21 protein-coding genes are annotated in these 23203 nt (G+C 66.6%); 15 read left to right on the top strand and 6 right to left on the bottom strand.

The window, feature by feature from the left end; all coding sequences use genetic code 11:
- Position 1 precedes the first annotated feature (1 nt).
- The 12 genes from ACVOMH_RS10540 to uvrD all read left to right on the top strand — a co-directional run bounded on the left by ACVOMH_RS10540 (position 2) and on the right by uvrD (position 13473).
- Positions 2 to 337, top strand: a complete 336-nt coding sequence (locus tag ACVOMH_RS10540) for a lipid-A-disaccharide synthase N-terminal domain-containing protein (protein ID WP_054657716.1) — start codon at positions 2 to 4, stop codon at positions 335 to 337.
- A gap of 111 nt (positions 338 to 448) precedes the next feature.
- Complete coding sequence (locus ACVOMH_RS10535; RefSeq protein ID WP_481551926.1) at positions 449 to 2236, top strand: DUF885 domain-containing protein; 1788 nt, start codon at positions 449 to 451, stop codon at positions 2234 to 2236.
- Between the two features lie 145 nt (positions 2237 to 2381).
- Positions 2382 to 2765, top strand: a complete 384-nt coding sequence (locus tag ACVOMH_RS10530) for a hypothetical protein (RefSeq protein ID WP_481522468.1) — start codon at positions 2382 to 2384, stop codon at positions 2763 to 2765.
- Positions 2766 to 2819: 54 nt separating this feature from the next.
- Positions 2820 to 4100 carry a TolC family protein gene (locus ACVOMH_RS10525; protein ID WP_481551925.1) on the top strand — a complete coding sequence of 427 codons (1281 nt, stop codon included), beginning with the start codon at positions 2820 to 2822 and terminating at the stop codon, positions 4098 to 4100.
- Between the two features lie 8 nt (positions 4101 to 4108).
- Entirely contained in the window at positions 4109 to 5101 is a 993-nt protein-coding gene (locus tag ACVOMH_RS10520; protein WP_481522470.1) for an efflux RND transporter periplasmic adaptor subunit, read from the top strand.
- A gap of 29 nt (positions 5102 to 5130) precedes the next feature.
- Positions 5131 to 8298: an efflux RND transporter permease subunit gene (locus ACVOMH_RS10515; RefSeq protein ID WP_481551924.1), complete on the top strand. Its 3168-nt coding sequence runs from the start codon at positions 5131 to 5133 to the stop codon at positions 8296 to 8298.
- Positions 8299 to 8369: 71 nt separating this feature from the next.
- Entirely contained in the window at positions 8370 to 8783 is a 414-nt protein-coding gene (locus tag ACVOMH_RS10510) for a hypothetical protein (RefSeq protein WP_481551923.1), read from the top strand.
- A gap of 21 nt (positions 8784 to 8804) precedes the next feature.
- A complete protein-coding gene (locus tag ACVOMH_RS10505; protein ID WP_256202284.1) occupies positions 8805 to 9053 on the top strand; it encodes a hypothetical protein in 249 nt (82 codons plus the stop codon).
- Between the two features lie 222 nt (positions 9054 to 9275).
- Complete coding sequence (gene rpmB, locus ACVOMH_RS10500) at positions 9276 to 9512, top strand: 50S ribosomal protein L28 (protein ID WP_057505668.1); 237 nt, start codon at positions 9276 to 9278, stop codon at positions 9510 to 9512.
- 10 nt (positions 9513 to 9522) lie between these two features.
- Positions 9523 to 9690 carry a 50S ribosomal protein L33 gene (gene rpmG / locus ACVOMH_RS10495; RefSeq protein ID WP_172675037.1) on the top strand — a complete coding sequence of 56 codons (168 nt, stop codon included), beginning with the start codon at positions 9523 to 9525 and terminating at the stop codon, positions 9688 to 9690.
- Positions 9691 to 9842: 152 nt separating this feature from the next.
- Positions 9843 to 11234, top strand: a complete 1392-nt coding sequence (locus tag ACVOMH_RS10490) for an FAD/NAD(P)-binding protein (protein ID WP_481551922.1) — start codon at positions 9843 to 9845, stop codon at positions 11232 to 11234.
- Between the two features lie 43 nt (positions 11235 to 11277).
- Positions 11278 to 13473 carry a DNA helicase II gene (gene uvrD / locus ACVOMH_RS10485; RefSeq protein WP_481551921.1) on the top strand — a complete coding sequence of 732 codons (2196 nt, stop codon included), beginning with the start codon at positions 11278 to 11280 and terminating at the stop codon, positions 13471 to 13473.
- A 13-nt stretch (positions 13474 to 13486) separates the two neighbouring features.
- Here the strand turns inward: uvrD and ACVOMH_RS10480 are convergent, their stop codons facing one another.
- Positions 13487 to 15985 (bottom strand): mechanosensitive ion channel domain-containing protein, encoded by a 2499-nt coding sequence (locus tag ACVOMH_RS10480; RefSeq protein ID WP_481551920.1) that lies wholly within the window; start codon positions 15983 to 15985, stop codon positions 13487 to 13489.
- A 176-nt stretch (positions 15986 to 16161) separates the two neighbouring features.
- On the opposite strand from ACVOMH_RS10480, the gene ACVOMH_RS10475 reads away from it, so the two are divergent.
- Positions 16162 to 16611, top strand: a complete 450-nt coding sequence (locus tag ACVOMH_RS10475) for a universal stress protein (RefSeq protein WP_054660487.1) — start codon at positions 16162 to 16164, stop codon at positions 16609 to 16611.
- Between the two features lie 159 nt (positions 16612 to 16770).
- Here the strand turns inward: ACVOMH_RS10475 and ACVOMH_RS10470 are convergent, their stop codons facing one another.
- Both ACVOMH_RS10470 and ACVOMH_RS10465 read right to left on the bottom strand, forming a co-directional pair.
- Complete coding sequence (locus ACVOMH_RS10470; RefSeq protein WP_481551919.1) at positions 16771 to 17046, bottom strand: hypothetical protein; 276 nt, start codon at positions 17044 to 17046, stop codon at positions 16771 to 16773.
- Between the two features lie 79 nt (positions 17047 to 17125).
- Positions 17126 to 17410, bottom strand: coding sequence for a DUF2782 domain-containing protein (locus ACVOMH_RS10465; protein ID WP_054660491.1), 285 nt, complete (start codon positions 17408 to 17410; stop codon positions 17126 to 17128).
- 85 nt (positions 17411 to 17495) lie between these two features.
- Between ACVOMH_RS10465 and polA the strand changes: the two genes are divergently transcribed.
- Both polA and ACVOMH_RS10455 read left to right on the top strand, forming a co-directional pair.
- Positions 17496 to 20264, top strand: coding sequence for a DNA polymerase I (gene polA, locus ACVOMH_RS10460; protein ID WP_481551918.1), 2769 nt, complete (start codon positions 17496 to 17498; stop codon positions 20262 to 20264).
- Between the two features lie 377 nt (positions 20265 to 20641).
- Positions 20642 to 21124, top strand: coding sequence for a DUF421 domain-containing protein (locus tag ACVOMH_RS10455; RefSeq protein WP_054659788.1), 483 nt, complete (start codon positions 20642 to 20644; stop codon positions 21122 to 21124).
- A 3-nt stretch (positions 21125 to 21127) separates the two neighbouring features.
- Here ACVOMH_RS10455 and hemF read toward each other — a convergent pair whose 3' ends face one another.
- From hemF to ACVOMH_RS10440, 3 genes are all read right to left on the bottom strand, one after another.
- On the bottom strand, positions 21128 to 22030 hold the full coding sequence (gene hemF / locus ACVOMH_RS10450) for an oxygen-dependent coproporphyrinogen oxidase (protein WP_481551917.1): 903 nt from the start codon (positions 22028 to 22030) through the stop codon (positions 21128 to 21130).
- A 94-nt stretch (positions 22031 to 22124) separates the two neighbouring features.
- The gene (locus ACVOMH_RS10445) at positions 22125 to 22703 is read right to left on the bottom strand and encodes a hypothetical protein (RefSeq protein ID WP_481551916.1); all 579 of its coding nucleotides are present in this window, start codon (positions 22701 to 22703) and stop codon (positions 22125 to 22127) included.
- A gap of 41 nt (positions 22704 to 22744) precedes the next feature.
- Positions 22745 to 23182: an NUDIX hydrolase gene (locus tag ACVOMH_RS10440; protein WP_481551915.1), complete on the bottom strand. Its 438-nt coding sequence runs from the start codon at positions 23180 to 23182 to the stop codon at positions 22745 to 22747.
- Positions 23183 to 23203: the final 21 nt, after the last annotated feature.

Here is a 23203-nt window from a genome sequence, read left to right as displayed (position 1 = left end):
CATGGAGTTCATGAACCAGCCGCTGGTCTGGCTGGAGTGGACCGGCGTGCACATGTCGCCGTGGAAGCTGATCGGGTTGACCGGGGCGCTGATGTTCGGCGGCCGCTGGCTGGTGCAGTTCACGGCCTCGCGCCGCGCCGGCAAGCCGGTGATCCCGCGCCTGTTCTGGTACATGAGCGTGCTGGGCAGCCTGATGACGCTGAGCTATTTCCTGTTTTCCGCCAAGCAGGACGCGGTGGGGGTGATCCAGAACCTGTTCCCGGCGTTCACCGCGCTCTACAGTCTGCGGCTGGATATCCGCCATCACGGCTGGAAGCGGGACAGGGCCGGCGACTGACGCGGATGGGGCGGTCCGCCGGCCGGAGGGTGCGGGCAGGACTTTCGAACCATGTCAGGCAACGGCCTGCGATGCCATGATCGGTGCTCGCAATCCGGGAATCCGCTGCTCGTGAAAACCTCGCTCTCCGTCGCTCTGCTGCTCGCCCTGTCACTGCCCACCGCGCTGCAGGCCGCACCGGCCAAATCCGCGGCGCCGGCCACCTTGGCCGCGTACAGCGCCGATGAGCAGTTCAAGGCGATCTACGAGAAGGAATGGGCCTGGCGTCAGGCCGGCGGTGGCGAGGCCAGCGAGGACGGTGATGCCCCGGCCAATGCCACCCGGCTGCCCGATGTGGGCGCCGAGGCCCAGCAGGCGCGGCTGAAGGTGTGGGAGGAAGTGCTCGCGCAGCTTGAGGCGATCGATCCGGCCACGCTCTCGGCCGAGAACCGGATCAACTACGCCATCTACCTGTACCAGGTCGAGAACCTGGCCGACGAGGTGCGCCTGCGCGCCTACGAGATGCCGTTCAATTCGGACTCCTCGTTCTGGTCGAACCTGGGCTTCATGGCCCGGCGCGAGATGAAGACCGTGCAGGACTACCGCAACTACATCGCACGGCTGAACGATGTGCCGCGCTATTTCGGCCAGCAGACGCAGAACATGCGTGCCGGGCTGGCGCGTGGCTTCAGTGTGCCGCGGGCGGTGCTGGAAGGGCGTGACGGCTCGATCGCCGCGGTGGCCGAGCTGAAAGATCCGACCGAATCGCCGCTGTATGCGCCGCTGAAGAAGCTGCCGGCCAGCATTCCGGCCGCCGAGCAGGCCCAGCTGCAGGCCGAGGCCCGCCAGGCCATCAGCGGCAGCGTCATTCCGGCGTTCGCCAGCTTGCTGACGTTCTTCCGCGAGGAGTATGTGCCGCAGGCGCGCACCACGCTGGCGGCGGAAAAGATGCCCGGCGGCAAGGCGTTCTATCGCCAGCAGATCCGCGAATACACCACCCTGGACATGAGCCCGCAGCAGATCCATGCGCTGGGCCTGGCCGAGGTCAAGCGCATCCAGCGCGAGATGAACGACATCATCGACAAGCTGGGGTTCACCGGGAAAAGCGAGGAGACCCGCTTTGCCGATTTCCTCGAATTCCTGCGTACCGATCCGCAGTTCTACGCCAAGACCCCCGAGGAGCTGCTGTGGCGCGCGGCGTGGATCTCCAAGCGCGTGGACGGGGTGATCGGCAAGATCGTGACCCTGCCGCGTGCGCGCTTCACCATCGTGCCGGTGCCGCCGGATATCGCGCCGTTCTGGACCGCCGGCCGCGGCGGCATGGGCACCTACTGGGTCAACACCTACAACCTGCCGGCACGGCCGCTGTACAACCTGCCGGCGCTGACCCTGCACGAGTCCGATCCGGGCCATGCGCTGCAGGGCGCACTGGCGGCCGAACAGGGCGAACAGCCCGAGTTCCGCCGCAACAACTACATCTCCGCCTATGGCGAGGGCTGGGGCCTGTACAGCGAGAAGCTCGGCGTGGACATGGGTATCTACGAAACCCCGTACGAGGACTTCGGCCGGCTGACCTACGAGATGTGGCGTGCGGCGCGACTGGTGATCGACACCGGCGTGCACCACTACGGCTGGACCCGCGAGCGCGCCATCGCCTACCTGCGCGACCACACCGCACTGAGCGAGCATGAAGTGACCACCGAGGTGGACCGCTACATCTCCTGGCCGGCCCAGGCACTGAGCTACAAGCTCGGCGAGATCACCATCGTCAAACTGCGCGCGCTGGCCGAGAAGGAACTGGGCGACGCGTTCGACCTCAAGGCCTTCAATGACGCCGTGCTCAAGCAGGGTTCGGTGCCCTTGCCGGTGCTGGAGCAGCAGATCAATGCCTTCATCGCCGAGCGCAAGAGCGCAAAGTAGGTTTGGCCCTCCCTCTCTCGATCCGGGGGAGGGGCGGCAAAGGGCGCAGTGAAAGCAGAAGCGCGTGGTCAGTGGAGCCATTTGGGCCTGAAGTCGCGCGCCCATGCGATTGTGTAACCCGGTGATCACCGGCTAGGCTGCGCCGATGCTGCGTACCCTGCGCCACCGCCGTCTCCATCTGTTGCGCCTGCTGATGTTGGCCCTGGTCGGCATCGGCGTGTTTGGCACCTCGCTGTCTGCCGCACTGACCGACATCCACATGCTGGCGCACACCGACATCGGCGCCGGCGTGCATGAACACGACGACAGCAAGCTGGCCGCGGCCCCGGATGCCGAAGACAGCGCCAATGCGCTGCTGCACGCGCTGGTGCATTGCGTGGACTGCCACGGCCATGGGGGCGTACTGCCCACCGTCACCCCTGCCTGGAGCGTGGCATCGCCGCCCGCACAGCAGGCCGTGGCTATCCTGGGCACGCAAGCGGTCACGCACCCGACCGAGAGCCTGTTCCGCCCCCCGATAGCCGTCTGACGTCCCGGCCCCTTGGCCGGTCCCCACGTCTGAACCTGCTATCTGGAGAAACCCATGTGGATGCGCCTGGCGGCGGTTGCCGCCTTTGCGCTGGTGCCGCGCGCGTATGCGCAGGCGCCGGTGCCTGCTGTGCCGTTGACGCTGGACGATGCCATCGTCCGCGTTGCCCTTGATCACCCCGAGCTGCGTCTGATCGATGCGCAGCGCCCTGTACTTGAAGCCCGCCGCGATGCCGCGCTGCTGCGTCCGCCGATGCAGTTGGGTGTGGAACTGGAGCACCCGCCCGGCAGCGGCGATGCCCGTGGCGTGCAGGGCGCCGAGGCCACCGTCAGCCTGTCCGGTGTGCTGGAACGCGGCGACAAGCTCGATGCGCGGCGCATGCTGGCGCAGGCCAATATCGATGCACTGGCGCCGCAACGCGCCACCGCACGCCTTGATCTGCTCGCCGAAACCGCACGCCGTTATCTCGCGGTGGCACAGGCGCAAGCGGCGTTGCAGATCGCCAACACCGATATCGAACAGCGCCGCCGCGCCGTCGCCGCCGCCCGCCTGCGGCTGCAGGCCGGTGCCTCGCCGGAATCGGTGCTGTTCACCGCGCAGGCAATGCTGGCGCAGGCCGAACTGGACCGCGATCGTGCCATCGAAGAAGCCAGCGCAGCGCGGCTGTCGCTGGCCGCGTTGTGGGGCGCACGCTCGCCCGACTTCAACACCGTGAGTGGCGATGCGTTGCAGCTGCCGGCACTGCGCGATTTCGCATTGCTCAATGACGATCTGCAACGCGCACCGGAGCTGGCCGAGCTGCTGGGCGAGCAACGCATCCGCGAGGCCCAGCTGCAACTGGTACGCACCCGCAGCCGCCCGGATTGGAGCTGGCAGGCCGGGGTCCGCAACAGCCGCGCTGACAACGCCACCTCGCTGGTTGGTGGTTTCAGCATTCCGCTGGGCAGCGCCCGCCGTGCCGCGCCGGAAATCCGCGAGGCGGAAGCCGATCTCGCCCTGCTTCCCTATCAGCGCCAGGCCCGTCAGCAACAGCTGTACGCCACCTTGGCCGAGGCACACGGACGCTATGTCACCGCGCGGTTGGAAGTGCAGCGAATGCGCAGTGATGTGCTGCCGCAGTTGCAGAAGGCTGAACGTGCTGCCGAGCAGGCCTGGCGCGCCGGTGCTGCCAGCTACATGGAATGGGCGCAGCTACAGGCCATGCGTATCGAGTCGCGCCAGCGCCAGCTGGACGCGGCCATCACCGCACACACCGCGCTGATCGAAATCCAGCGTCTTACCGGCCAGGGCATGCTGGCCACCGATGCAACCGTTGCCGTGGAGAACGCACGATGAGCCGTCCGATGAATGTTGTCGCTGCCGGCGTATTGGCAATGAGTCTGCTGTTGGTCGGCTGTGGCGCAGAGCCGGCGGCTGAAGCCGCTGCCGGTGCAGCAGAAGAAGCTGGCCATGACCATGCTGAGGACAACGGCGGCGAAGCAGACGGTTACGCCCATGAAGAGGGCGAGGAAGCCCACGCCGACCGCACCACCATCAAGGCCGCTATGGCCGACCAGTCCGGCATCCGCAGCGCCGCGGTGCAGGCTGGCACCATTGCCGATGAGCACGAGGTGCAGGGCCTGTTGACCCCGGTGGATGGTCGCATCGCGCAGGTGATGGCGCGCTTTCCCGGGCCGATCCGTTCGCTGCGTGCAAACGTCGGTGATCGCGTCAGTGCCGGCCAGACCTTGGCCAGCATCGACAGCAATCTCAGCCTGACCACCTACACCGTAAGCGCGCCAATCAGCGGCGTGGTGCTGTCGCGGCAGGCACAGGTGGGCGCGGTTGCGGGCGAGGGCACGCCGCTGTTCGAGATCGGCGACCTGTCCGAACTGTGGGTGGACCTGCATATCTTCGGCAACGACACCCAGCACATCACCGCCGGCGTGCCGGTCACGGTGACGCGCATGACCGATGGCGGCAGCCAGAGCACCACCCTGGAGCGCGTGCTGCCGGGCACCGCCACTGCAAGCCAGAGCACCGTGGCCCGCGCCAGCGTGCGCAATGACGACGGCCTGTGGCGGCCCGGTGCGGCGGTGAAAGCGCGCATCGTGGTGGCGATGCAGCCGGCTGCGATGGTGGTGCCGCTTTCCGCACTGCAGACCATGGAAGGCCGCGAGGTGGTGTTCGTGCGTGAGGGCGATATCTATACCGCGCGTCCGGTGGTGCTGGGCGCACGCGATGCCGGCAAGGTCGAGGTCAAGGACGGCCTGCGCGTTGGCGAGCAGGTTGTGGTCGAGCAGAGCTATGTGGTCAAGGCCGACATCGGCAAGGCGGGGGCCGCGCATGAACATTGACCAGTGCATGCAAGTTGGAGGGTGCCGCCATGCTTGAGCGCATCATCCGCAGCGCCATCGCCCATCGCTGGATGATGATGGTGCTCACCTTCGCGTTGATTGCGATCGGCAGCTGGAGCTTCACCCGCCTGTCCATCGACGCCACGCCCGACATCACCAACGTACAGGTGCAGATCAACACCGCCGCCGATGGCTACTCGCCGCTGGAGACGGAGCAACGCATCACCTGGCCGGTGGAAACGGTGATGGCGGGTCTGCCGAAGCTTGAACAAGTGCGCTCCTTGTCGCGCTACGGCCTGTCGCAGGTGACGGTGGTGTTCAAGGACGGCACCGATCTGTACTTCGCCCGCCAACAGGTCGCCGAACGCCTGCAGCAGGTTAAGTCACAGCTGCCGGAGGGCTTGGACCCGCAGCTGGGGCCGATTGCCACCGGCCTGGGCGAGATCTTCATGTACACCATCGACGCCGATCCCAAGGCGCGCAAGCCCGATGGTTCGCCCTACACCGCCACCGACCTGCGCACGCTGCAGGACTGGGTAGTGCGGCCACAGTTGCGCAACGTACCTGGCGTGACCGAGGTCAATACGATTGGTGGCTACCAGCGGCAGATCCACATCACCCCGGATCCGGCCAAGCTGCGTGCGCTGGGCTTCACCCTGGAGGATGTCGCCGACGCCGTGGAAGGCAACAACCAGAACATCGGCGCCGGTTACATCGAACGCAACGGCCAGCAGTTCCTGGTGCGCGTGCCGGGACAAGTCGCCGGGCTGGAGGAAATCGGCAACATCGTGCTGGCCCGCCGCGAAGGCGTGCCCATCCATGTGCATGACGTGGCCGAGGTAGCCGAAGGGCCGGAACTGCGTAGTGGTGCCGCCACCCAGAACGGCCACGAAGTGGTGATGGGCACGGTGGTGATGCTGGTCGGTGCCAACAGCCGCGAGGTGGCGCGCGCGGCTGCGGCGAAGCTGGAACAGGCGCAGCGCAGCCTGCCTATTGGGGTCACGGTCACCGCCAGCTATGACCGCACCGCGCTGGTTGATCGCACCATTGGAACGGTGGCAAAGAACCTGCTGGAAGGCGCGCTGCTGGTGATCGTGGTGCTGTTCCTGTTGCTGGGCAACTTCCGTGCGGCGCTGATCACCGCCGCGGTGATTCCACTGGCGATGCTGTTCACCCTGACCGGCATGGCACGCGGTGGTGTGTCCGCCAACCTGATGAGCCTTGGCGCGTTGGACTTCGGTCTGATTGTCGATGGTGCGGTGATCATCATCGAGAACTGCCTGCGTCGCTTCGGCGAGCGCACCCATGCGCTGGGCCGGGCGATGACCCGCGAGGAACGCTTTGCAGAAACCGCCAGCGCCACCGCCGAGGTCATCCGGCCCAGCCTGTTCGGCCTGGGCATCATCACCGCGGTCTACCTGCCGATCTTTGCGCTGACCGGCGTCGAAGGAAAAATGTTCCACCCGATGGCGATCACTGTGGTACTGGCATTGAGCGGCGCGATGCTGTTGTCGCTAACCTTCGTTCCCGCGGCGATTGCCATGTTCCTCGGTGGCCGCATCGAGGAGAAGGAGAACCGCTTGATGGTATGGCTGCGCGCACGCTGCTATGCGCCGTTGCTGGCGTGGGTGATGCGGCGTGGCCGTTGGGTGGTTGCCGCTGCGCTGGTGCTGGTGGTCGGTTGCGGTCTGCTGGCAGCGCGGCTGGGCAGCGAGTTCGTGCCCAACCTCGACGAAGGCGACGTTGCCATGCACGCCATGCGCATTCCCGGTACCAACCTCTCCCAGTCGGTGAACATGCAGAAGCAGGTGGAAGCACGCCTGCAGCAGCTGCCGGAAGTGGACAAGGTGTTCTCCAAGATCGGCACACCGGAAGTCGCCTCCGACCCGATGCCGCCTTCGGTCGCCGACACTTTCATCATGATGAAGCCACGCAAGCAGTGGCCGGACCCGCGCAAGCCGCGCGCGCAGCTGCTGGCCGAACTGGAGGCCGCGGTGGAGGAGCTGCCCGGCAACAACTACGAGTTCACCCAGCCGATCCAGATGCGCATGAACGAGTTGATCTCCGGCGTGCGGGCCGACGTGGCGGTGATGCTGTTCGGCGATGACATGGAAACGCTGGCACAGGTGGGCCGGCGCATCGTCGCGGTGGCCAACAAGATACCGGGTGCGGCCGATGTGCGCCTGGAGGAAACCAGCGGGTTGCCCTTGCTGACGGTCACGCCGGATCGTGCGGCATTGGCGGGGTATGGACTCAACCCGGGCCAGCTGCAGTCCACGGTTTCCACCGCGGTTGGCGGGCGTGTGGCCGGGCAGTTGTTCGAAGGTGATCGACGTTTCGATATCGTCGTCCGCCTGCCGGAAACCATCCGTCAGGACCCTGCGGCACTGGCCGATCTGCCGGTGTCGCTGGAGCCCGCACTGGCACAGGACAGTGCGGATGAATCCAGCCGTGCCGGTGGCTGGCGCAGCGGCGACGCGCGCACGGTTCCGTTGCGTGAATTGGCGCGTATCGAAAGCAGTGAAGGGCCAAACCAGATCAACCGCGACAACGGCAAACGGCGCATCGTCATCACCGCCAATGTACGTGACCGCGATCTGGGTGGTTTCGTCAGCGAGCTGCAACAGGCTATCGATACGAGGGTGAGAGTGCCGGCCGGTTACTGGGTGGAATACGGCGGCAGCTTCGAGCAGTTGATCTCGGCCAGCCAGCGTCTGGCGGTGGTGGTGCCGGTGACTCTGCTGCTGATCTTCGCCTTGCTGTTCTGGGCCTTCGGCTCGGCGCGCGATGCGAGCATCGTGTTCAGCGGCGTGCCGCTGGCCTTGACCGGTGGCGTGCTGGCGCTGGCGGTGCGTGGCATTCCGTTGTCGATCTCGGCCGGCGTCGGTTTTATCGCGCTGTCCGGTGTGGCCGTGCTCAATGGTCTGGTGATGATCAGCTTCATCCGCCACCTGCGCGAACAGGGCCGAAGTCTCGATGTGGCCGTGCGCGAAGGCGCGCTGGGCCGTTTGCGACCGGTGCTGATGACCGCCCTGGTCGCATCGCTGGGCTTCGTGCCGATGGCCTTCAACGTCGGTGCCGGCTCGGAAGTGCAGCGGCCGCTGGCCACGGTGGTGATCGGCGGCATTGTCTCCTCTACGCTGCTGACCCTGCTGGTATTGCCGGTGCTGTACCGCTGGCTGCACCGCAAAGACTGACTGCCTGTCGGGATGCGCAGCATCGGACTTGCTAGAGTCCGGTGGTCGGCTCCGGGAGGCAGTCAATGCGCGTGTGTCAGTCTGTGGTGATGGGGCTGCTGTTGCTCGGTGGCGGCAATGTTGCCGCTCAGGCGCCTGACCTCTACATCGAGTTCTTGTGGTCCAAGCCGCCGGTGGAGGCGCTGGCCCGCCAGCAGAACCGCCAGTTCGTCATGCAGGGCGACCACGGCCATCAGATCTGCATTGCCGCCAATGCGGTTTCCACGGATGTGGGCGGCTTGCAGATTGAACTGCGGGATGCCGAGGGTGCGCAGGTGTCACTGCAGCAGCATGATGACTATCGCGGAATCAAACGGTGCTACCCGGCCGATCTGGCCGCTGGGGGCGCGGCGGGGGACTGGACGGTGCACGTCGTCCTCGGCGATGGCCGTACCGGGACGGCCAAGGTCCGGGTCGATCCGCGTATCGAGGATTCACCGCACTAACTGACGCGCTCGGCTCCCTATGTGGCTGGCCGCCCGAACTACGATGCGTCGATCCCGGCCGGGCAATGGGTGGGCCGGCTGGTGTGGGCGATGGATGTCGACCCGCAGGGGCACGTGACCCATGTCGAGGTGGAGGTGGCCGAAGGCGTCGGTGAGCGCTTGCGTGAACGGGCCATCGCTGCCGGCTACCTGACCGTGTTCCCACCCGATCCGGGCCGGGCCACCCAGCCGTTGCGCTGGCGCCGGGCCTTGGCATTTGCCCCGGAATAGCCCCCGGTCGCCCGTGTTCCGGGCGTGGACTTGCGCTTTGGCCTGCCCTTGGGCATAATTTCCGGCTCGCTGTGTCCGGAAACCTCCGGATCGGTGGCCGGGAACACGTCATCCGGACATCCTCGACAGCGTAACCCTTTGATTCCCATGACGCGTGGCGGGCAACCGCCGGGGCCGCCGTCTTCCTGGCTAAGGAAGTCATCAATATTATCGAGGTGCGCAATGTCCCGCGTATGCCAAGTTTCCGGTAAGGGTGTGCAGACAGGTAACAACGTCTCGCACGCCAACAACAAGACCCGCCGTCGTTTCCTGCCGAACCTGCATGAGCGTCGCTTCTGGGTTGCCAGCGAGAACCGCTGGGTCAAGCTTCGTGTTTCCGCGCATGCACTGCGCACCATCGACAAGAACGGTATCGATTCCGTTCTGGCTGAGCTGCGTGCCCGCGGCGAAAAGGTCTGAGGAGTAAATAATCATGGCAGGTAAGCGCGATAAGGTCCGTATGATTTCCTCGGCCGGCACTGGCCACTTCTACACCACGGACAAGAACAAGAAGAACACCCCGGGGAAGATGGAATTCCTGAAGTACGATCCGGTGGTGCGCAAGCACGTGATGTACAAGGAAGGCAAGATCAAGTAATCCCCCGGGATTGCCGGTTTTGCGTTTCATCCGGAACCCGCCGCAAGGCGGGTTCTGCGTTTCTGCGGAATGAAACATCGCGGGTATCACGCCCATGGGCACCTGCCCTGACGGCATCAGTCGCGGGCATGCCATCCCCTACAATCCGGCCTATGAGCGTTATCGATACTACGCATGTGTACGACCTGGCCATCATCGGTGGTGGCGCTGCCGGCACCCTCACGGCTATTGGCGTGCTGCGTGAGGCGCAGCGGCCGTTGCGGGTGCTGATTCTGGAGCCCGATCTGCCCTTGGCCCGGGGCGTGGCGTACGCCACGACCTATCCCGAGCACCTGCTCAATGTGCCCGTGGCCAAGATGAGCGGTTTTGCGGCGCAGCCGGAGGATTTTCTCGATTACCTGCAGGACGTGCAGGCCTTCCCGGCGCTGGATCGCGACACGCTGGCCCACCGCTTCGTACCACGACAGCACTATGCGGACTACCTGCGCCTGCGCCTGCAGCAGGCCGCCGCTGCCAGCATCGCGCAGTTGCAGGTCCGCGCCGAACATGTGCGGGCGCTGCAGGCCGATGCCGAGGGCTTCACCCTCGCGCTGGATTCAGGTGCGCAGCTGCGCGCGCGGGCGGTGGCGTTGGCACCTGGCAATGCCTTGCGGCTGCTGCCGGCACGAGGCGCCGGTGCGCTGCCCGCCGGCAAGCGGGTCGAGGCATGGGATTACCCGGCCGTGCGTGCTATCTCCCCGGCGGCGGATGTGGCTATCGTCGGTTCCGGACTGAGCATGGTCGACACCGTGATGTCGCTGCTTGCCAGCGGCCATCACGGGGCCATCCACGTGCTGTCGCGGCATGCGCTGCTGCCGCTGCCGCACGCGGCCGGGCCGGCGGCCGACTACGATCCGCAACCGCTGCTGGCGATGAGCCTGCGCCAGCGCATGCGCGCGCTGCGCCGGCATGCGGCCGAGGCGAGTGCGCGCGGCATTCCGTGGCAGAGCGTGATGGAGCGCATCCGCCCGCTGGGCCAGGCGCTGTGGCAGTCGCTGTCGTTCGATGACCAGCGGCGCTTTCTGCGCCACGTGGTGCGCTACTGGGACGTACACCGGCACCGCGTTGCCGCACCGGTGCACGCGCAGCTGCTGACACTGGCCGAGCAGGGACGCCTGCAGGTGCATCGCGGCCGCTTGCAGGCGGTAGTGAGCGAAGGGGCCTGCGTGCAACTGCTGGCCCACGACATCCGTCGTCGGCCGCTGCAGCTGGATGTGCACTGTGCGATCAACGCCACCGGTGTGGAGATGCGGGCGCAGGCCATGCGCAACACCTTGCTGCAGCAGCTGCTCGGCAGTGGCGTAGCGCGTCCGGGACCGCACGGGATCGGTATCGACAGCGCGCCCGATGGCAGCCTGATCGATGCCCACGGCACTATCGAGACACGCCTGCAGGTGCTGGGCAGCCTGCGCATCGGCCGGTTGTGGGAAAGTCTGGCCATCCCCGAATTGCGCGGGCAGGCCGCACACGCGGCCACGACCCTGTTGCAGCAGCTGCAGCACTAGCTGCCATGCGGCGGGGACCGGGCGCTTCCCGTAAAATGCGTCCATGGATGTTTCCCACCTGCTCGACGGGCTGAATGCAGCCCAGCGCGAGGCCGTTTCCGCGCCTCCCGGTCATCACCTGATCCTCGCTGGCGCCGGTTCCGGCAAGACCCGCGTACTCACCCACCGCATCGCCTGGCTCAACGAAGTCATCGGCGTGCCGACCCATGGCATCTTCGCGGTGACTTTCACCAACAAGGCGGCCGGCGAGATGCGTCATCGCATCGACGCGCAGCTGGCCCAGGGCAGCCGTGGCATGTGGATCGGCACCTTCCACGGTCTGGCCCATCGTCTGCTGCGCCTGCACTGGGCCGATGCCCGGTTGCCCGAAGCCTTCCAAGTGATGGATTCGGACGATCAGCTGCGGCTGGTCAAGCGTGTGGTGCAGCAGCTGGAGCTGGACGACGGCAAGTACCCGCCCAAGCAGGTGATGTGGTGGATCAACGCGCAGAAGGATGAGGGCCGGCGTCCGGCGCACATCCAGCCCGAGCCGCATGACCACTGGGGCGAGGCCATGCGTCAGGCCTACGCCGCTTACCAGGAGCGCTGCGACCGCGCCGGGCTGGTCGATTTCGCCGAGCTGTTGCTGCGCGCGCATGAATTGCTGCGCGACAACCCGGCACTGCTGGCGCATTATCGCGCGCGCTTTCGCGAGATCCTGGTCGACGAGTTCCAGGACACCAACGCCATCCAGTACGCCTTCGTGCGGGTGCTGGCCGGTGACAGTGGCAACGTGTTCGTGGTCGGTGATGATGACCAGGCCATCTACGGCTGGCGTGGCGCCAAGGTCGAGAATGTGCAGCGCTTCCTGAAGGATTTCCCCGGCGCGCAGACCATCCGCCTGGAACAGAACTACCGTTCCAGCGCCAACATCCTCAACGCCGCCAACGCGGTGATCGCACACAACCCGGACCGGATCGGCAAGCAGTTGTGGACCGACAGCGGTGATGGCGATCCGATCGACCTGTTCGCCGCCTACAACGAGATGGACGAGGCGCGCTATCTGGTCGAGCGCGCCCGCCAGTGGGTGCGTGACGGCGGCAGCTATGGCGATGTCGCCGTGCTCTATCGCAGCAATGCGCAGTCGCGCGCGTTTGAAGAGGCCCTGCTCAGCGAGCAGGTGCCGTACCGCGTGTACGGCGGCATGCGCTTTTTCGAACGTGCCGAAATCAAGGATGCACTCGCCTACCTGCGGCTGATGACCAACCGCAACGATGACGCCGCATTCGAGCGCGCGGTGAACACGCCGACGCGCGGCATCGGCGAGCGCACGCTGGATGAGGTGCGGCGCATCGCGCGGCAGCAGGCGCTGTCGCTGTGGGAAGCGTCGATGCTGGCCACCCAGGGCACCGACCTGACCTCGCGCGCCAGGAATGCGCTGGCCGGTTTCATCACCCTGATCGGCCAGCTTGCTGCCGAATCCGGTGAGATGGATCTGGCCGAGCGGATCGATCACGTGCTGGCACGCTCGGCCTTGCGCGAGCATTGGGGCAAGGAAAGTCGCAATGCGCTGGACTCGGAATCGCGTATCGACAACCTGGACGAACTGGTCTCGGTGGCCTCGCGCTTCGTGCGCCGCGAAGACGATATCGAAGAGGGCGCCGAGGACATGAGCGAGCTGGTCGCGTTCCTGTCCTATGCCTCTCTGGAGGCGGGCGAAGGCCAGGCCCAGGCGGGCGAGGAGGGCGTGCAGCTGATGACGCTGCACTCGGCCAAGGGCCTGGAATTCCCGCTGGTGTTCCTGGCCGGCATGGAGGAAGGTCTGTTCCCGAGCGCGCGGTCGCTGGAAGAGAGCGGGCGGCTGGAGGAGGAGCGGCGTCTGGCCTATGTGGGTATCACCCGCGCGCGGCAGAAGCTGGTGCTCGGCTATGCCGAGTCGCGTCGCATCCATGGCCAGGACAACTACAGCCTGCCGTCACGCTTCCTGCGCGAGATCCCGCGCGAGCTGCTCAACGAGGTTCGCCCCAAGGTGCAGGTGTCGCGACCGGCCTCGCTGGGCGCCAACCGGGTGATGGGCGGCCACGCCAGCATCGAGCTGCCGCCGATCAGGCTCGGTGCGCTGGTCACCCACCCCAAGTTCGGCGAAGGCATGGTCACCGACTATGAGGGCAGCGGCGCGCATGCGCGGGTGCAGGTGGAATTCGCCGAGGCTGGCAGCAAGTGGCTGGTGCTGGCCTACGCCAACCTGACGCTGCTGTAGCCGCGACGCGCGGCTAGGCAGGCGGCGCGTCCGTACCGGCAGGGTGGCCGGTGCCCGTCGCCCGGCGGAACAATGCTTCGGCGGCGGTCTTGTCCACCGAGCGCAGGTGCAGGTCCTGCTGCGGGAACGGTATCTCGATCTGCGCCCGGCTCAGCGCAGCATGGAGGTTGGCTACCAGTGCGCTGCGCACACCCATCCAGTTGTCCGCGTCATGGGTCCAGGCGCGCACCGAGAAGTCCAGCGAGCTGGCGCCAAAGCCCAGGAAGAACACCGACGGTGGCGGAAATGTCGCCACATGCGCGGTGTCGCTGACGGCCTGGCTCAACAGCGCCTGCACCTGTGCCACATCGCTGCCATAGGCCACGCCCACGTCCACGCTCAGCCGGCGGCTGCTGTCCAGCAGGGTCCAGTTGGTGAGCTTCTCCGACAGCAGCATGCCGTTGGGGATGACCACATCGGCGCCCTCGAATGTCTTCAAGGTGGTGGCGCGCATGCCGATGTTGTGGACGCGGCCACTGGTGCCGTCGAAATCGATGACATCGCCCGGCTGCAACGGGCGTTCGAACATCAGGATCAGGCCCGAGACGAAATTGTTGACCACGCCCTGCAGGCCCAGTCCGATACCTACGCCCAGCGCGCCGAACAGGAAGGTCAGCTGCCCGACCTTGAAGCCGGCGGCTGACAACGCCAGCAGCAGGCCGATCAGCAGCAGCGCGTAGTAGCTGAGCGAGGCAACGCTGTTGCCCACACCGCGCGGCAGCGACATCCGCGCCAGCACTTCCTCCTGCAGCACCAGTCGCAGCGAGCGGGCGATCCAGAAGGCCAGTAACACCGAGACGAAGAACACCAGCACATCGCCCAGGCTCAGTGACAGTTCGCCATATTCGAGCCGGCGTGTCAGTGCCGACTGGGCCAGCGACCACAGCGGGCGGAAGACCCGGAAGCGCTCCATGGCGAACACCAGCCACCCCGCCGCGGTACCCAGCCGCATCACCCGGATGATGCCGTCGGCCAGGCTTTCGCGATGCGCCTGCAGCAGCCGCAGGTGGTGCAGGCCGGGCTGGGCCAGCAGTGTCCGCAGCAATGCCGAGAACACCGCGAGCGCGGCGTACAGCACCAGTGCCATGTAGCCGCAATCGATGATGCCGCCGGCCAGCATCACCGCCATGGATACATTGCCCAGCACATTGCTCACGATCGAGCCGCTGAGCAGCGCCACCGCGGTCCACGCCAACGCCCGTGCCGCCGTGCGTACCGAGGCGCTGGCATCGGCTGTGTGCCGACGGGCCAGCCGCAGCAGCCACAGGGTCAGCAGCAGCATCGCCGCGGCCAGCAGCAGATAGTACCAGCGATACAGCGGGTGGTTGGCCAGCAGGAAGAAACCCAGCCGCTGCAGCAGATAGAAGCCGGAGGCCAGATAGGGCCACGGACCCAGCAGGGCGCGCGCCGGGGCCGGTAACAGGCGCAGTACCGGGATCAATGCCACGACCATGGTGATCTGGTGCAACAGCAACGGGGCATCCGGCTCCAGTACCATGACCCCGATCATCGACAGCAGTACCCAGCACGACACCGGGCGCAGCAGCACCTGCGCCGAGGCCGCGGTGGTCGCATCCACCTGCGGGGTACGCCGGGTCCTCCACGCCAGCCAGCCCAGCAGTGGCACCAGTACGATTTCCAGGGCGCGCAGTGCCCGCTGGTTGCCCAGCCCCGCCTCGGCGTACTGGCGCATGAACTCCAGCTCCAGTGCCAGTTCCTTGCGCAGCACCTGGCGCATGCTGTCATTGACCGCGGCCGAGGCGCTGGTTGTCCACAAGGGCGGTGCATCGATCCGCAACAGGCGGCGATCGATATGTTCGATCGCGGCGGCCACCGCGTGTGCGCCGCTGCGGATCCGGGCATCGAGCAGGTTGGCGCGTCGCCCCAGTTCCATCTGCTGCTGCAGCGGGCTGGACAACGAGTTCTCGGCCTGGCGCAGACGGGCGATGACCGTATCGATCCGCTGTGACAGCGCCTCCGGCAGCGACCCGGGCGGATACGCGCGGCGCGTGGCCTCCCACAACGCGCGCCGGCCGGACAGCTCGGCGGCGTCGCGCGCGTAGGGATCGGTGCTGGCCCGGAGCTCCTGCTTCCAATGGCTGAAGCGCAGCGCATCGAACTTCCAGTGGCGCTCCAGGCTTTCCAGGCGCAGTACGGGCAGGCGTCTGAGTTCGGCGTAGGCGAACATCCCGCCCTTGGCATCCACCGACTGCTCGATCGCCCGCAGTTCCGGTTCGGCGCTGCGCTGGATCGGCAGATCCTGGGTGCTGCGGACCAGCACTTCGTCAGCGTAGCGCTCGTCGGTGTCCGCCCGTGCCGGGATGTCCTCCAGCGCGATCGGGCGGGGGCTGGCGGTGGGCGTGGCCGCTGCGCCGTTGGCAGGGGGCACCGGGGAGGTGTCCTGCGCCGCTGCCCCGGGCAGCAGCGCCAGGGCCAGCACAAGTCCCAGAACGGTCGATGCGGCACGGGTCATACGGAGCCATGGTGGGGAGCGTCAGCGGTCAGATCATAGGAGCCGGCGTGGTCCGGCCGTGAAAACACCGCCTCCGCCACCCGTCCGCCGGTTTGATCAGGGTCAAGGCGGAACCTGAACGTCTGGTATGTCATGGTGGTGTCCCCGCGCCCGCGGGTACTTTCAGGGAGCAGACCATGTACAAGAGCATTCTGATCGCCACCGATGGTTCCGAGCTTGCCGGCAAGGGCCTGGCCAAGGGCCTGGAACTGGCCGCGCAGCTGGGTGCGCATGTGGATATTGTCAACGTGTCCGAGCCGTGGGCGGTCGGCATGTATGACGCGATGGGCTGGAGCTCCGGCTATGAAGCCACACCGGAGTACAAGCAGGACCGCGAAGACGCCGCGCAGAAGATCCTGCAGCCGGCGCTGCAGGCCGCCCAGGCCGCCGGTGTCGCCGATGTGAAGACCCATCACGTACTGGATCGCTATGCGGCCGACGGCATCATCGACACTGCTCAGGCCTGTGGCAGCGATCTGCTGGTGATGACCTCGCACGGCCATCGCGGCATCTCGCGCGTGCTGCTGGGCAGCCAGACCGCCGAAGTGCTGGCCCGCAGCACGGTGCCGGTGCTGGTGATCCGCTGACATTCACGTCGTGCCGGCCCTGCGCCGGTACGACTGGACGAATCCGGCGTGTACCTGCGATCGCACTGCTGGCGACGCCCAGCGTCGCATCTGGTCACAGTGCAGCGGGATCTGCCGTAGGGTGCCTGCACCCGCATGCGCGGCGGCAGGTCGCGCCGGTTACGCGCGGCGCAAGTTCAGGATGTTGTTTTCGCGTGGCGCGCGCAGTGCCAGGGTCTGCGATTCGTCCAGGCTGCCATCGGCCTGCACCACCACGTAGCGCGCATCGTCGCGGTCGAACAGCACCGGCACCGCGTCGCGGAACAGCGGGCGGCGTACGAAGCGCAGTTGCCAGCCGAAATGCTCCAGGGTTTCCACCGCCTGCTGCTGCGCGTGGTTGAGCCCGTTCTGCGACGGCGAGGGAGTCGGGGGCTGGCGGCGTTCAGTCGAATTCATGGGTGACGCTGGGGGCGGGGGATGGGACATGGCTCAAAGCAAGTCACGTTCCAACCTCCCCCGGTTGCGGTGCCGGCGATCACCAGCTGTACAGCTTCCAGTACACCGGCGAGGCGCCGTCCTTGTCGCTGTCCATGCGACCGTCGCCGTTGCGGTCGTAGATGTAATACGGTGCGCCGCGTGCCGGGGTTACCTTGACCATGCGCAGCTGGCCCTGGATGCGGTATTCCTCGACGAGATCGCCGTTGTCCTGCGTGCGCGATACGACGTCAGCGCCGGCCACGTCCACGGGCGCATCGCCGCGCGTGCCGCTGCTGGCGCAACCGGCCAGTGCCAACAGGGAAAACAGCATCAGGTTTTTCATGAAGGGCTCCGAGCGCCAGGTTGTGGTCTCGATTATGCGCTGTCCATGGCGCCGCCGGTGCGGGCGTGCCGCGTAGAATCGCCGCATGAGCAGATTAGTCCTGATTGACGGGTCCAGTTACCTGTATCGCGCGTTCCATGCGCTGCCGCCCCTGTCCAACGCCGCTGGCGAGCCCACCGGCGCCCTGTTCGGCGTGGTCAACATGCTGCGCGCCACGTTGAAGGAAAAACCCGAATACGTCGCCTTCGTGGTCGATGCGCCGGGCAAGACCTTCCGCGATGAGCTTTATGCCGACTACAAGGCCAACCGGCCGCCGATGCCCGACGACCTGCGCGCGCAGGTGCAGCCGATGTGCGACATCGTGCAGGCGCTGGGCATCGACATCCTGCGCGTGCCAGGTGTGGAAGCCGATGACGTGATCGGCACCCTGGCGCTGCAGGCTGCTGCCGACGGGCTGGAAGTGACCATCTCCACCGGCGACAAGGACTTCGCCCAGCTGGTGCGACCGGGCGTGGTGCTGGTCAATACCATGACCGGCAGCCGCACCGATTCCGATGCCGCGGTGATGGACAAGTTCGGCGTGCGTGCCACGCAGATCGTCGACTACCTGGCGCTGATGGGCGACACCGTCGACAACGTGCCTGGCGTGGAGAAGTGCGGTCCCAAGACCGCCGCCAAGTGGCTGGCCGAGTACAACGACCTGGAGGGCGTGATTGCCGCCGCCCCGGGTATGAAGGGCAAGATCGGCGAAAACCTGCGCGCCGCGCTGCCGCGGCTGGCGCTGAACCGGGAGCTGGTCACCATCCGCACCGATGTGCCGCTGGAACAGGGCCCGCGCGACCTGAAGCTGCGCGAGCAGCACGCGGAGTCGCTGCGCGAGCTGTACGCGCGCTATGGCTTCACCCAGGCGCTGCGCGAACTGGGCGGCGTTGCCGCGCCGGAAGTGGCCGCCGACAGCAAGCCCAGCCTGCGCGGCACTGCCGCCGGCTATGCCAGGGCGGTCGATAGCGCGCCAGTGAGCGGCCTGGATCCGGCCATGGCGGCCAAGGGCGAGTACGAGACGGTGTTCACCACGGAACAGCTGCAGGCCTGGGTCCAACGTCTGCAGGCCGCCGACGAATTCGCCTTCGATATCGAGACCGACGCGCTGGACGCGATGCGCGCCAACCTGGTCGGTATCAGCCTGGCGGTGGAGGTTGGCAAGGGCGCGTATATTCCGGTCGGCCATCTCTATCCAGGGGCGCCGGCGCAGCTGCCGATGCAGCAGGTGCTGGATGCGCTCAGGCCGCTGCTGGAAGACGCCAGCAAGAAGAAGCTCGGCCAGCACGGCAAGTACGACATCCACGTGCTGCGCCGTCACGGTGTCGATGTGCAGGGTTATGCCGACGACACGATGCTGGAAAGTTTCGTGCTCAACTCCACCGCCACCCGCCACGACATGGATTCGCTGGCGCAGCGCTACCTGGGTTACACCACCACCAAGTTCGAGGAGGTGGCTGGCAAGGGGGTCAAGCAGATCTCCTTCGCGCAGGTCGGTATCGACGAGGCCGGCAGCTATGCCGCCGAAGATGCCGATATCACCCTGCGCCTGCACCGGGTGCTGGCGCCACAGCTGGCGGCTGAACCGGCGCTGGAAAAGGTCTACCGCCAGATCGAGATGCCGCTGGTGCCGGTGCTGGCGCGGATCGAGGCCAATGGCGTGCGCATCGACGCGGTCGAACTGAAGCGGCAGAGCAGCGACCTGTCCGCCCGCATGCTGGCCGCGCAGCAGAAGGCCACCGAGCTGGCCGGCCATACTTTCAACCTGGATTCGCCCAAGCAGCTGCAGGCCGTGCTGTTCGACGAGTTGGGCCTGCCGGCGCTGGTGAAAACCCCCAAGGGCCAACCGTCCACCAACGAAGAAGCACTCGAAGCGATCGCCGAGCAGCACGAGCTGCCGCGGGTGATCCTGGAATACCGCGGGCTGGCCAAGCTGCGCAGCACCTACACCGACAAGCTGCCGGAAATGGTCAATCCGCAGACCGGCCGCGTCCACACCAGCTACCACCAGTCCGGTGCGGCGACCGGCCGCCTGTCCTCGTCCGATCCCAACCTGCAGAACATCCCGGTGCGCACCGATGACGGCCGTCGTATCCGCAAGGCCTTTGTCGCGCCGCCGGGACGCAAGCTGATGGCCTGCGACTACTCGCAGATCGAGCTGCGGATCATGGCCCACCTCTCCGAGGATCCGGGTCTGGTGCGTGCGTTCGAGCAGGGCGCCGACGTGCACCGCGCGACGGCGGCTGAAGTGTTCGGTCGCGCGCTGGACGAAGTGACCGCCAACGAGCGCCGCGCCGCCAAGGCGATCAACTTCGGTCTGATGTACGGCATGAGTGCGTTTGGGCTGGCCAAGAACCTGGGCATCGATCGCGGCCAGGCGCAGGATTATGTGTCGCTGTATTTCAGCCGGTATCCGGCGGTCCGCGACTTCATGGAGCGCATGCGCGTGCAGGCACGTGAACAGGGTTATGTGGAGACGCTGTTCGGTCGCCGGCTGTACCTGAACGATATCCACGCCCGCAACCAGGGCCTGCGTGCCGGCGCCGAGCGCGCCGCGATCAATGCACCGATGCAGGGCACCGCGGCGGACATCATCAAGCGGGCGATGGTCAGTGTGGATGCGTGGCTGGCCGATCATCGCGAGCGCGCGCTGATGATCCTGCAGGTCCACGATGAATTGGTATTCGAGGCCGATGCCGATTTCATCGACACGCTGCGCAGCGAAGTGGTGGCACGGATGTGTGCGGCGGCCAGTCTGCGCGTGCCGCTGGTGGTGGATTGCGGGATCGGCGACAACTGGGATGAGGCGCACTGACCTGCGGATTGGGCGCTGAGTGGGGTGATTTGGTGATGCGAATGGAACGTTGCATATCGTGCGACGCATTCACTTTTCGCCAAGGCGTTTTCGGATGAATAACCCCTTAATCACCACGGTTTTCAGCGCAATTCTTCACGAACCATCAATGTTGGGAATGCTCATATAGTCCCCGGCAGACGCAATGTCTGTCGCGGATCTCTCCCATCCCCTGGAGCAGATCTCGGAGCGGGGATTACTCCCCAAATGCCCGCTCCCCGGCCCCGTCGACCCCCCCCTGGTCGGCGGGGCTTTTTATTTGGGGCATCACGCCCTCGCATGCCGTTGATTGCCGCTACGCGAGCATCGACGGCCAACGTGTCGTGGGAGTCGGGGAGATGTCCGAGTTGTTCGCACTGGCGATGCCGTGGTGGGAATTCGTGCTGCGCGCGGTGATCGTCTATGCCGTGGTGCTGGTGATGGTGCGTCTGGCCGGAAAACGCGCGCTGGGCCAGTTCACACCGTTCGACATGCTGCTGATCGTGCTGCTGGGCAATGCGGTGCAGAACGCGTTGCTGGGCCAGGACACCTCGCTCGGTGGCGGGCTGCTGCTGGCGGCCACGCTGATCGCATTGAATTATGTGGTGGGCTGGATCAGCGCGCGCAGTCCATGGGCGGAAAAGGTGATCGAAGGCGAGCCGGTGGTGCTGGCCCGGCATGGCCGGGTGCTGCGGGGCGTGCTCAGGCGCGAGCTGGTCAGCAAGGCCGATTTCGAGCATGCCATGCGTGAGGCCGGTTGCGCGGCGCTGGAGGATGTCGAAGTGGCGCTGCTGGAAACCAACGGCCGTATCGCCATCATCCAGCGCCCGGAGTCGCGTTGACGGTCAGGCGCCCAGCCAGTCGCGTGGCACCAGATAGTCCGCCAGGCGCGCTTCATCGCTGCCGGGCTCCGGCTGGAAGCCGTACTCCCAGCGTACCCGTGGCGGCAGGCTCATCAGGATGCTTTCACTGCGGCCGCCGCTCTGCAGGCCGAACAGCGTGCCGCGGTCGTAGACCAGGTTGAACTCGACATAGCGGCCACGCCGGTACAGCTGGAACTCGCGTTCGCGCTCGCCATGAGGCGTGTGCTTGCGCCGCTCCACGATCGGCAGATAGGCATCGAGGAAACCGTCGCCGACCGCGCGCAGATAGGCGAAGTCGGTGTCGAAATCGTCATGCAGGTCGTCGAAGAACAGGCCGCCGATGCCGCGTGTCTCATTGCGGTGCTTGAGGAAGAAGTAGTCGTCGCACCAGCGCTTGTGCTGCTCGTAGCGCTCCGCGCCGTAGGGCCTGCACAGGTCGCGCGCGACCGTGTGCCAGTGGTGCACGTCTTCGTCGAACGGGTAGAACGGGGTCAGGTCGAAGCCGCCCCCGAACCATGCGGCGACCTTCTGCCCATCACGCTCGGCGTGGAAATAGCGCACATTGGCGTGGGTGGTGGGCAGGTACGGGTTGCGCGGATGGAACACCAGCGACACGCCGCACGCACGCCAGGAGGCGCCGGCCAGTTCCGGGCGGTTGGCCGAGGCCGACGGCGGCAGGCGGGTGCCGGCGACATCGGAAAAACCGATACCGGCCTGCTCGAACACCGCACCTTCGCGCAGGATGCGGGTGCGGCCACCGCCGCCTTCGGCGCGCTGCCAGCGGTCTTCAATGAAGCGCGCCTGGCCATCGGCCTGTTCAATGGTGCTGCAGATGCGGTCCTGCAGGCCGGTCAGGTAGTCGCGTACGCGGTCGAATTCATTCATGTGCGTACTTTAGCGCAGGCCTGCGCTGCCGCCGTGCCGGGCGGGTACGGAGCGGCGGCGTGCTGCGGGGGGCGGTATCGTGCCGCTGCCGCGCTCAGCGGAACTGCCTGCGGACGTCCACACGCTGCAGCTTGATCACCAGCCAGCCATGCAGCACGGCGATGGCCACGGCGGTGACGGCAGCGGTCAGCAGGGTGGTCCACTGGCTCAGGCGCAGTTGTGCACGCAGCTCCTGGCCTTGCGGTGAATCGAGCAGCTCGGCCGGCATGATCAGGTACATGCTGTTGAACATGTCCTGGACCAGCGGCAGGAAGGCGAAATTGGCCAATGCCACCAGCAGCGCAAACACGATGAACCCGATGCGGCCCCACTCGCGCCGTTTGAGCAGGCCCCAGGACACCCCCAGAAACGCCAGCGAGGCCAGCAGCAGCAACAGTGACAGGCCCAGCAGGTGCTGCGCGGCCCACTGCACCGCTGCCGGAACCGGGAGGGCCTGCTGCTGCAGCCAGCCGGCCACGTCCAGGTGTTGCAGCAGGCCGACGGCCAGCAGCTGCAGCAGGCTCCAGACAATGGACAGCGCCGCCATCAGCAGCGACAGCTTGGCGGTGACATCGATGAAGCCGGTGGCCGCATCGCGTGGGGGGCGGGCAGGGGGAAGGTCGGGCGGGTTCACGCGGGCCGGGCAAGGTGGAAGAGCCCGAACTATCGCCCGGTTCAGCCGGCTTGCCCAGTCCCGGGCGCACCCGCCAGCACGGCGGCGGCCGGCAGGATATGGCGGGCGCTCAGTGGCGCCAGACGTACGCCATGCGGGGGCTGCAATGGAATCCACGCCAGCTCGGCAATCTCGGCCTGCACCTGCGGCGTACCCTCGACCCGCACCCGCCAGGCTTCGCCTTGCACGCGCCGGCCGGGCTCGTTGACCGCAGTTTCCTCGAACACGCCCAGGGCCTGTGCACCGTCCGGTCGCAGCCTCACGCCCAGTTCCTCGTGCAGCTCGCGGACCAGCGTCTGCAGCGCCTCCTCGCCGGGTTCGCGCTTGCCGCCGGGCTGGATGAAGGTGTCCGAGCCGTGCTTGCGGACCACCAGCACGCGGCCGGCGTCATCGAGGATCACCGCGGTGACGATGCGGATCGGGGAGTCGGAGGGGGACACGGCGAGACTTCCTGTGCGGTG

Source organism: Stenotrophomonas sp. STEN013 (genome assembly GCF_056760355.1).
This window is presented reverse-complemented; position numbering and strand designations above follow the sequence as displayed.

Excerpts from the sequence above, each read along its gene's own strand:
- ACVOMH_RS10540 (WP_054657716.1), top strand. The coding sequence starts at position 2 with ATGGAGTTCATGAACCAGCCGCTGGTCTGGCTGGAGTGGACCGGCGTG.
- ACVOMH_RS10530 (WP_481522468.1), top strand. The coding sequence starts at position 2,382 with ATGCTGCGTACCCTGCGCCACCGCCGTCTCCATCTGTTGCGCCTGCTG.
- ACVOMH_RS10525 (WP_481551925.1), top strand. The coding sequence starts at position 2,820 with ATGTGGATGCGCCTGGCGGCGGTTGCCGCCTTTGCGCTGGTGCCGCGC.
- ACVOMH_RS10520 (WP_481522470.1), top strand. The coding sequence starts at position 4,109 with ATGAATGTTGTCGCTGCCGGCGTATTGGCAATGAGTCTGCTGTTGGTC.
- ACVOMH_RS10515 (WP_481551924.1), top strand. The coding sequence starts at position 5,131 with ATGCTTGAGCGCATCATCCGCAGCGCCATCGCCCATCGCTGGATGATG.
- rpmB (WP_057505668.1), top strand. The coding sequence starts at position 9,276 with ATGTCCCGCGTATGCCAAGTTTCCGGTAAGGGTGTGCAGACAGGTAAC.
- ACVOMH_RS10490 (WP_481551922.1), top strand. The coding sequence starts at position 9,843 with ATGAGCGTTATCGATACTACGCATGTGTACGACCTGGCCATCATCGGT.
- uvrD (WP_481551921.1), top strand. The coding sequence starts at position 11,278 with ATGGATGTTTCCCACCTGCTCGACGGGCTGAATGCAGCCCAGCGCGAG.
- ACVOMH_RS10480 (WP_481551920.1), bottom strand. The coding sequence starts at position 15,985 with ATGACCCGTGCCGCATCGACCGTTCTGGGACTTGTGCTGGCCCTGGCG.
- ACVOMH_RS10475 (WP_054660487.1), top strand. The coding sequence starts at position 16,162 with ATGTACAAGAGCATTCTGATCGCCACCGATGGTTCCGAGCTTGCCGGC.
- ACVOMH_RS10470 (WP_481551919.1), bottom strand. The coding sequence starts at position 17,046 with ATGAATTCGACTGAACGCCGCCAGCCCCCGACTCCCTCGCCGTCGCAG.
- ACVOMH_RS10465 (WP_054660491.1), bottom strand. The coding sequence starts at position 17,410 with ATGAAAAACCTGATGCTGTTTTCCCTGTTGGCACTGGCCGGTTGCGCC.
- polA (WP_481551918.1), top strand. The coding sequence starts at position 17,496 with ATGAGCAGATTAGTCCTGATTGACGGGTCCAGTTACCTGTATCGCGCG.
- ACVOMH_RS10455 (WP_054659788.1), top strand. The coding sequence starts at position 20,642 with ATGTCCGAGTTGTTCGCACTGGCGATGCCGTGGTGGGAATTCGTGCTG.
- hemF (WP_481551917.1), bottom strand. The coding sequence starts at position 22,030 with ATGAATGAATTCGACCGCGTACGCGACTACCTGACCGGCCTGCAGGAC.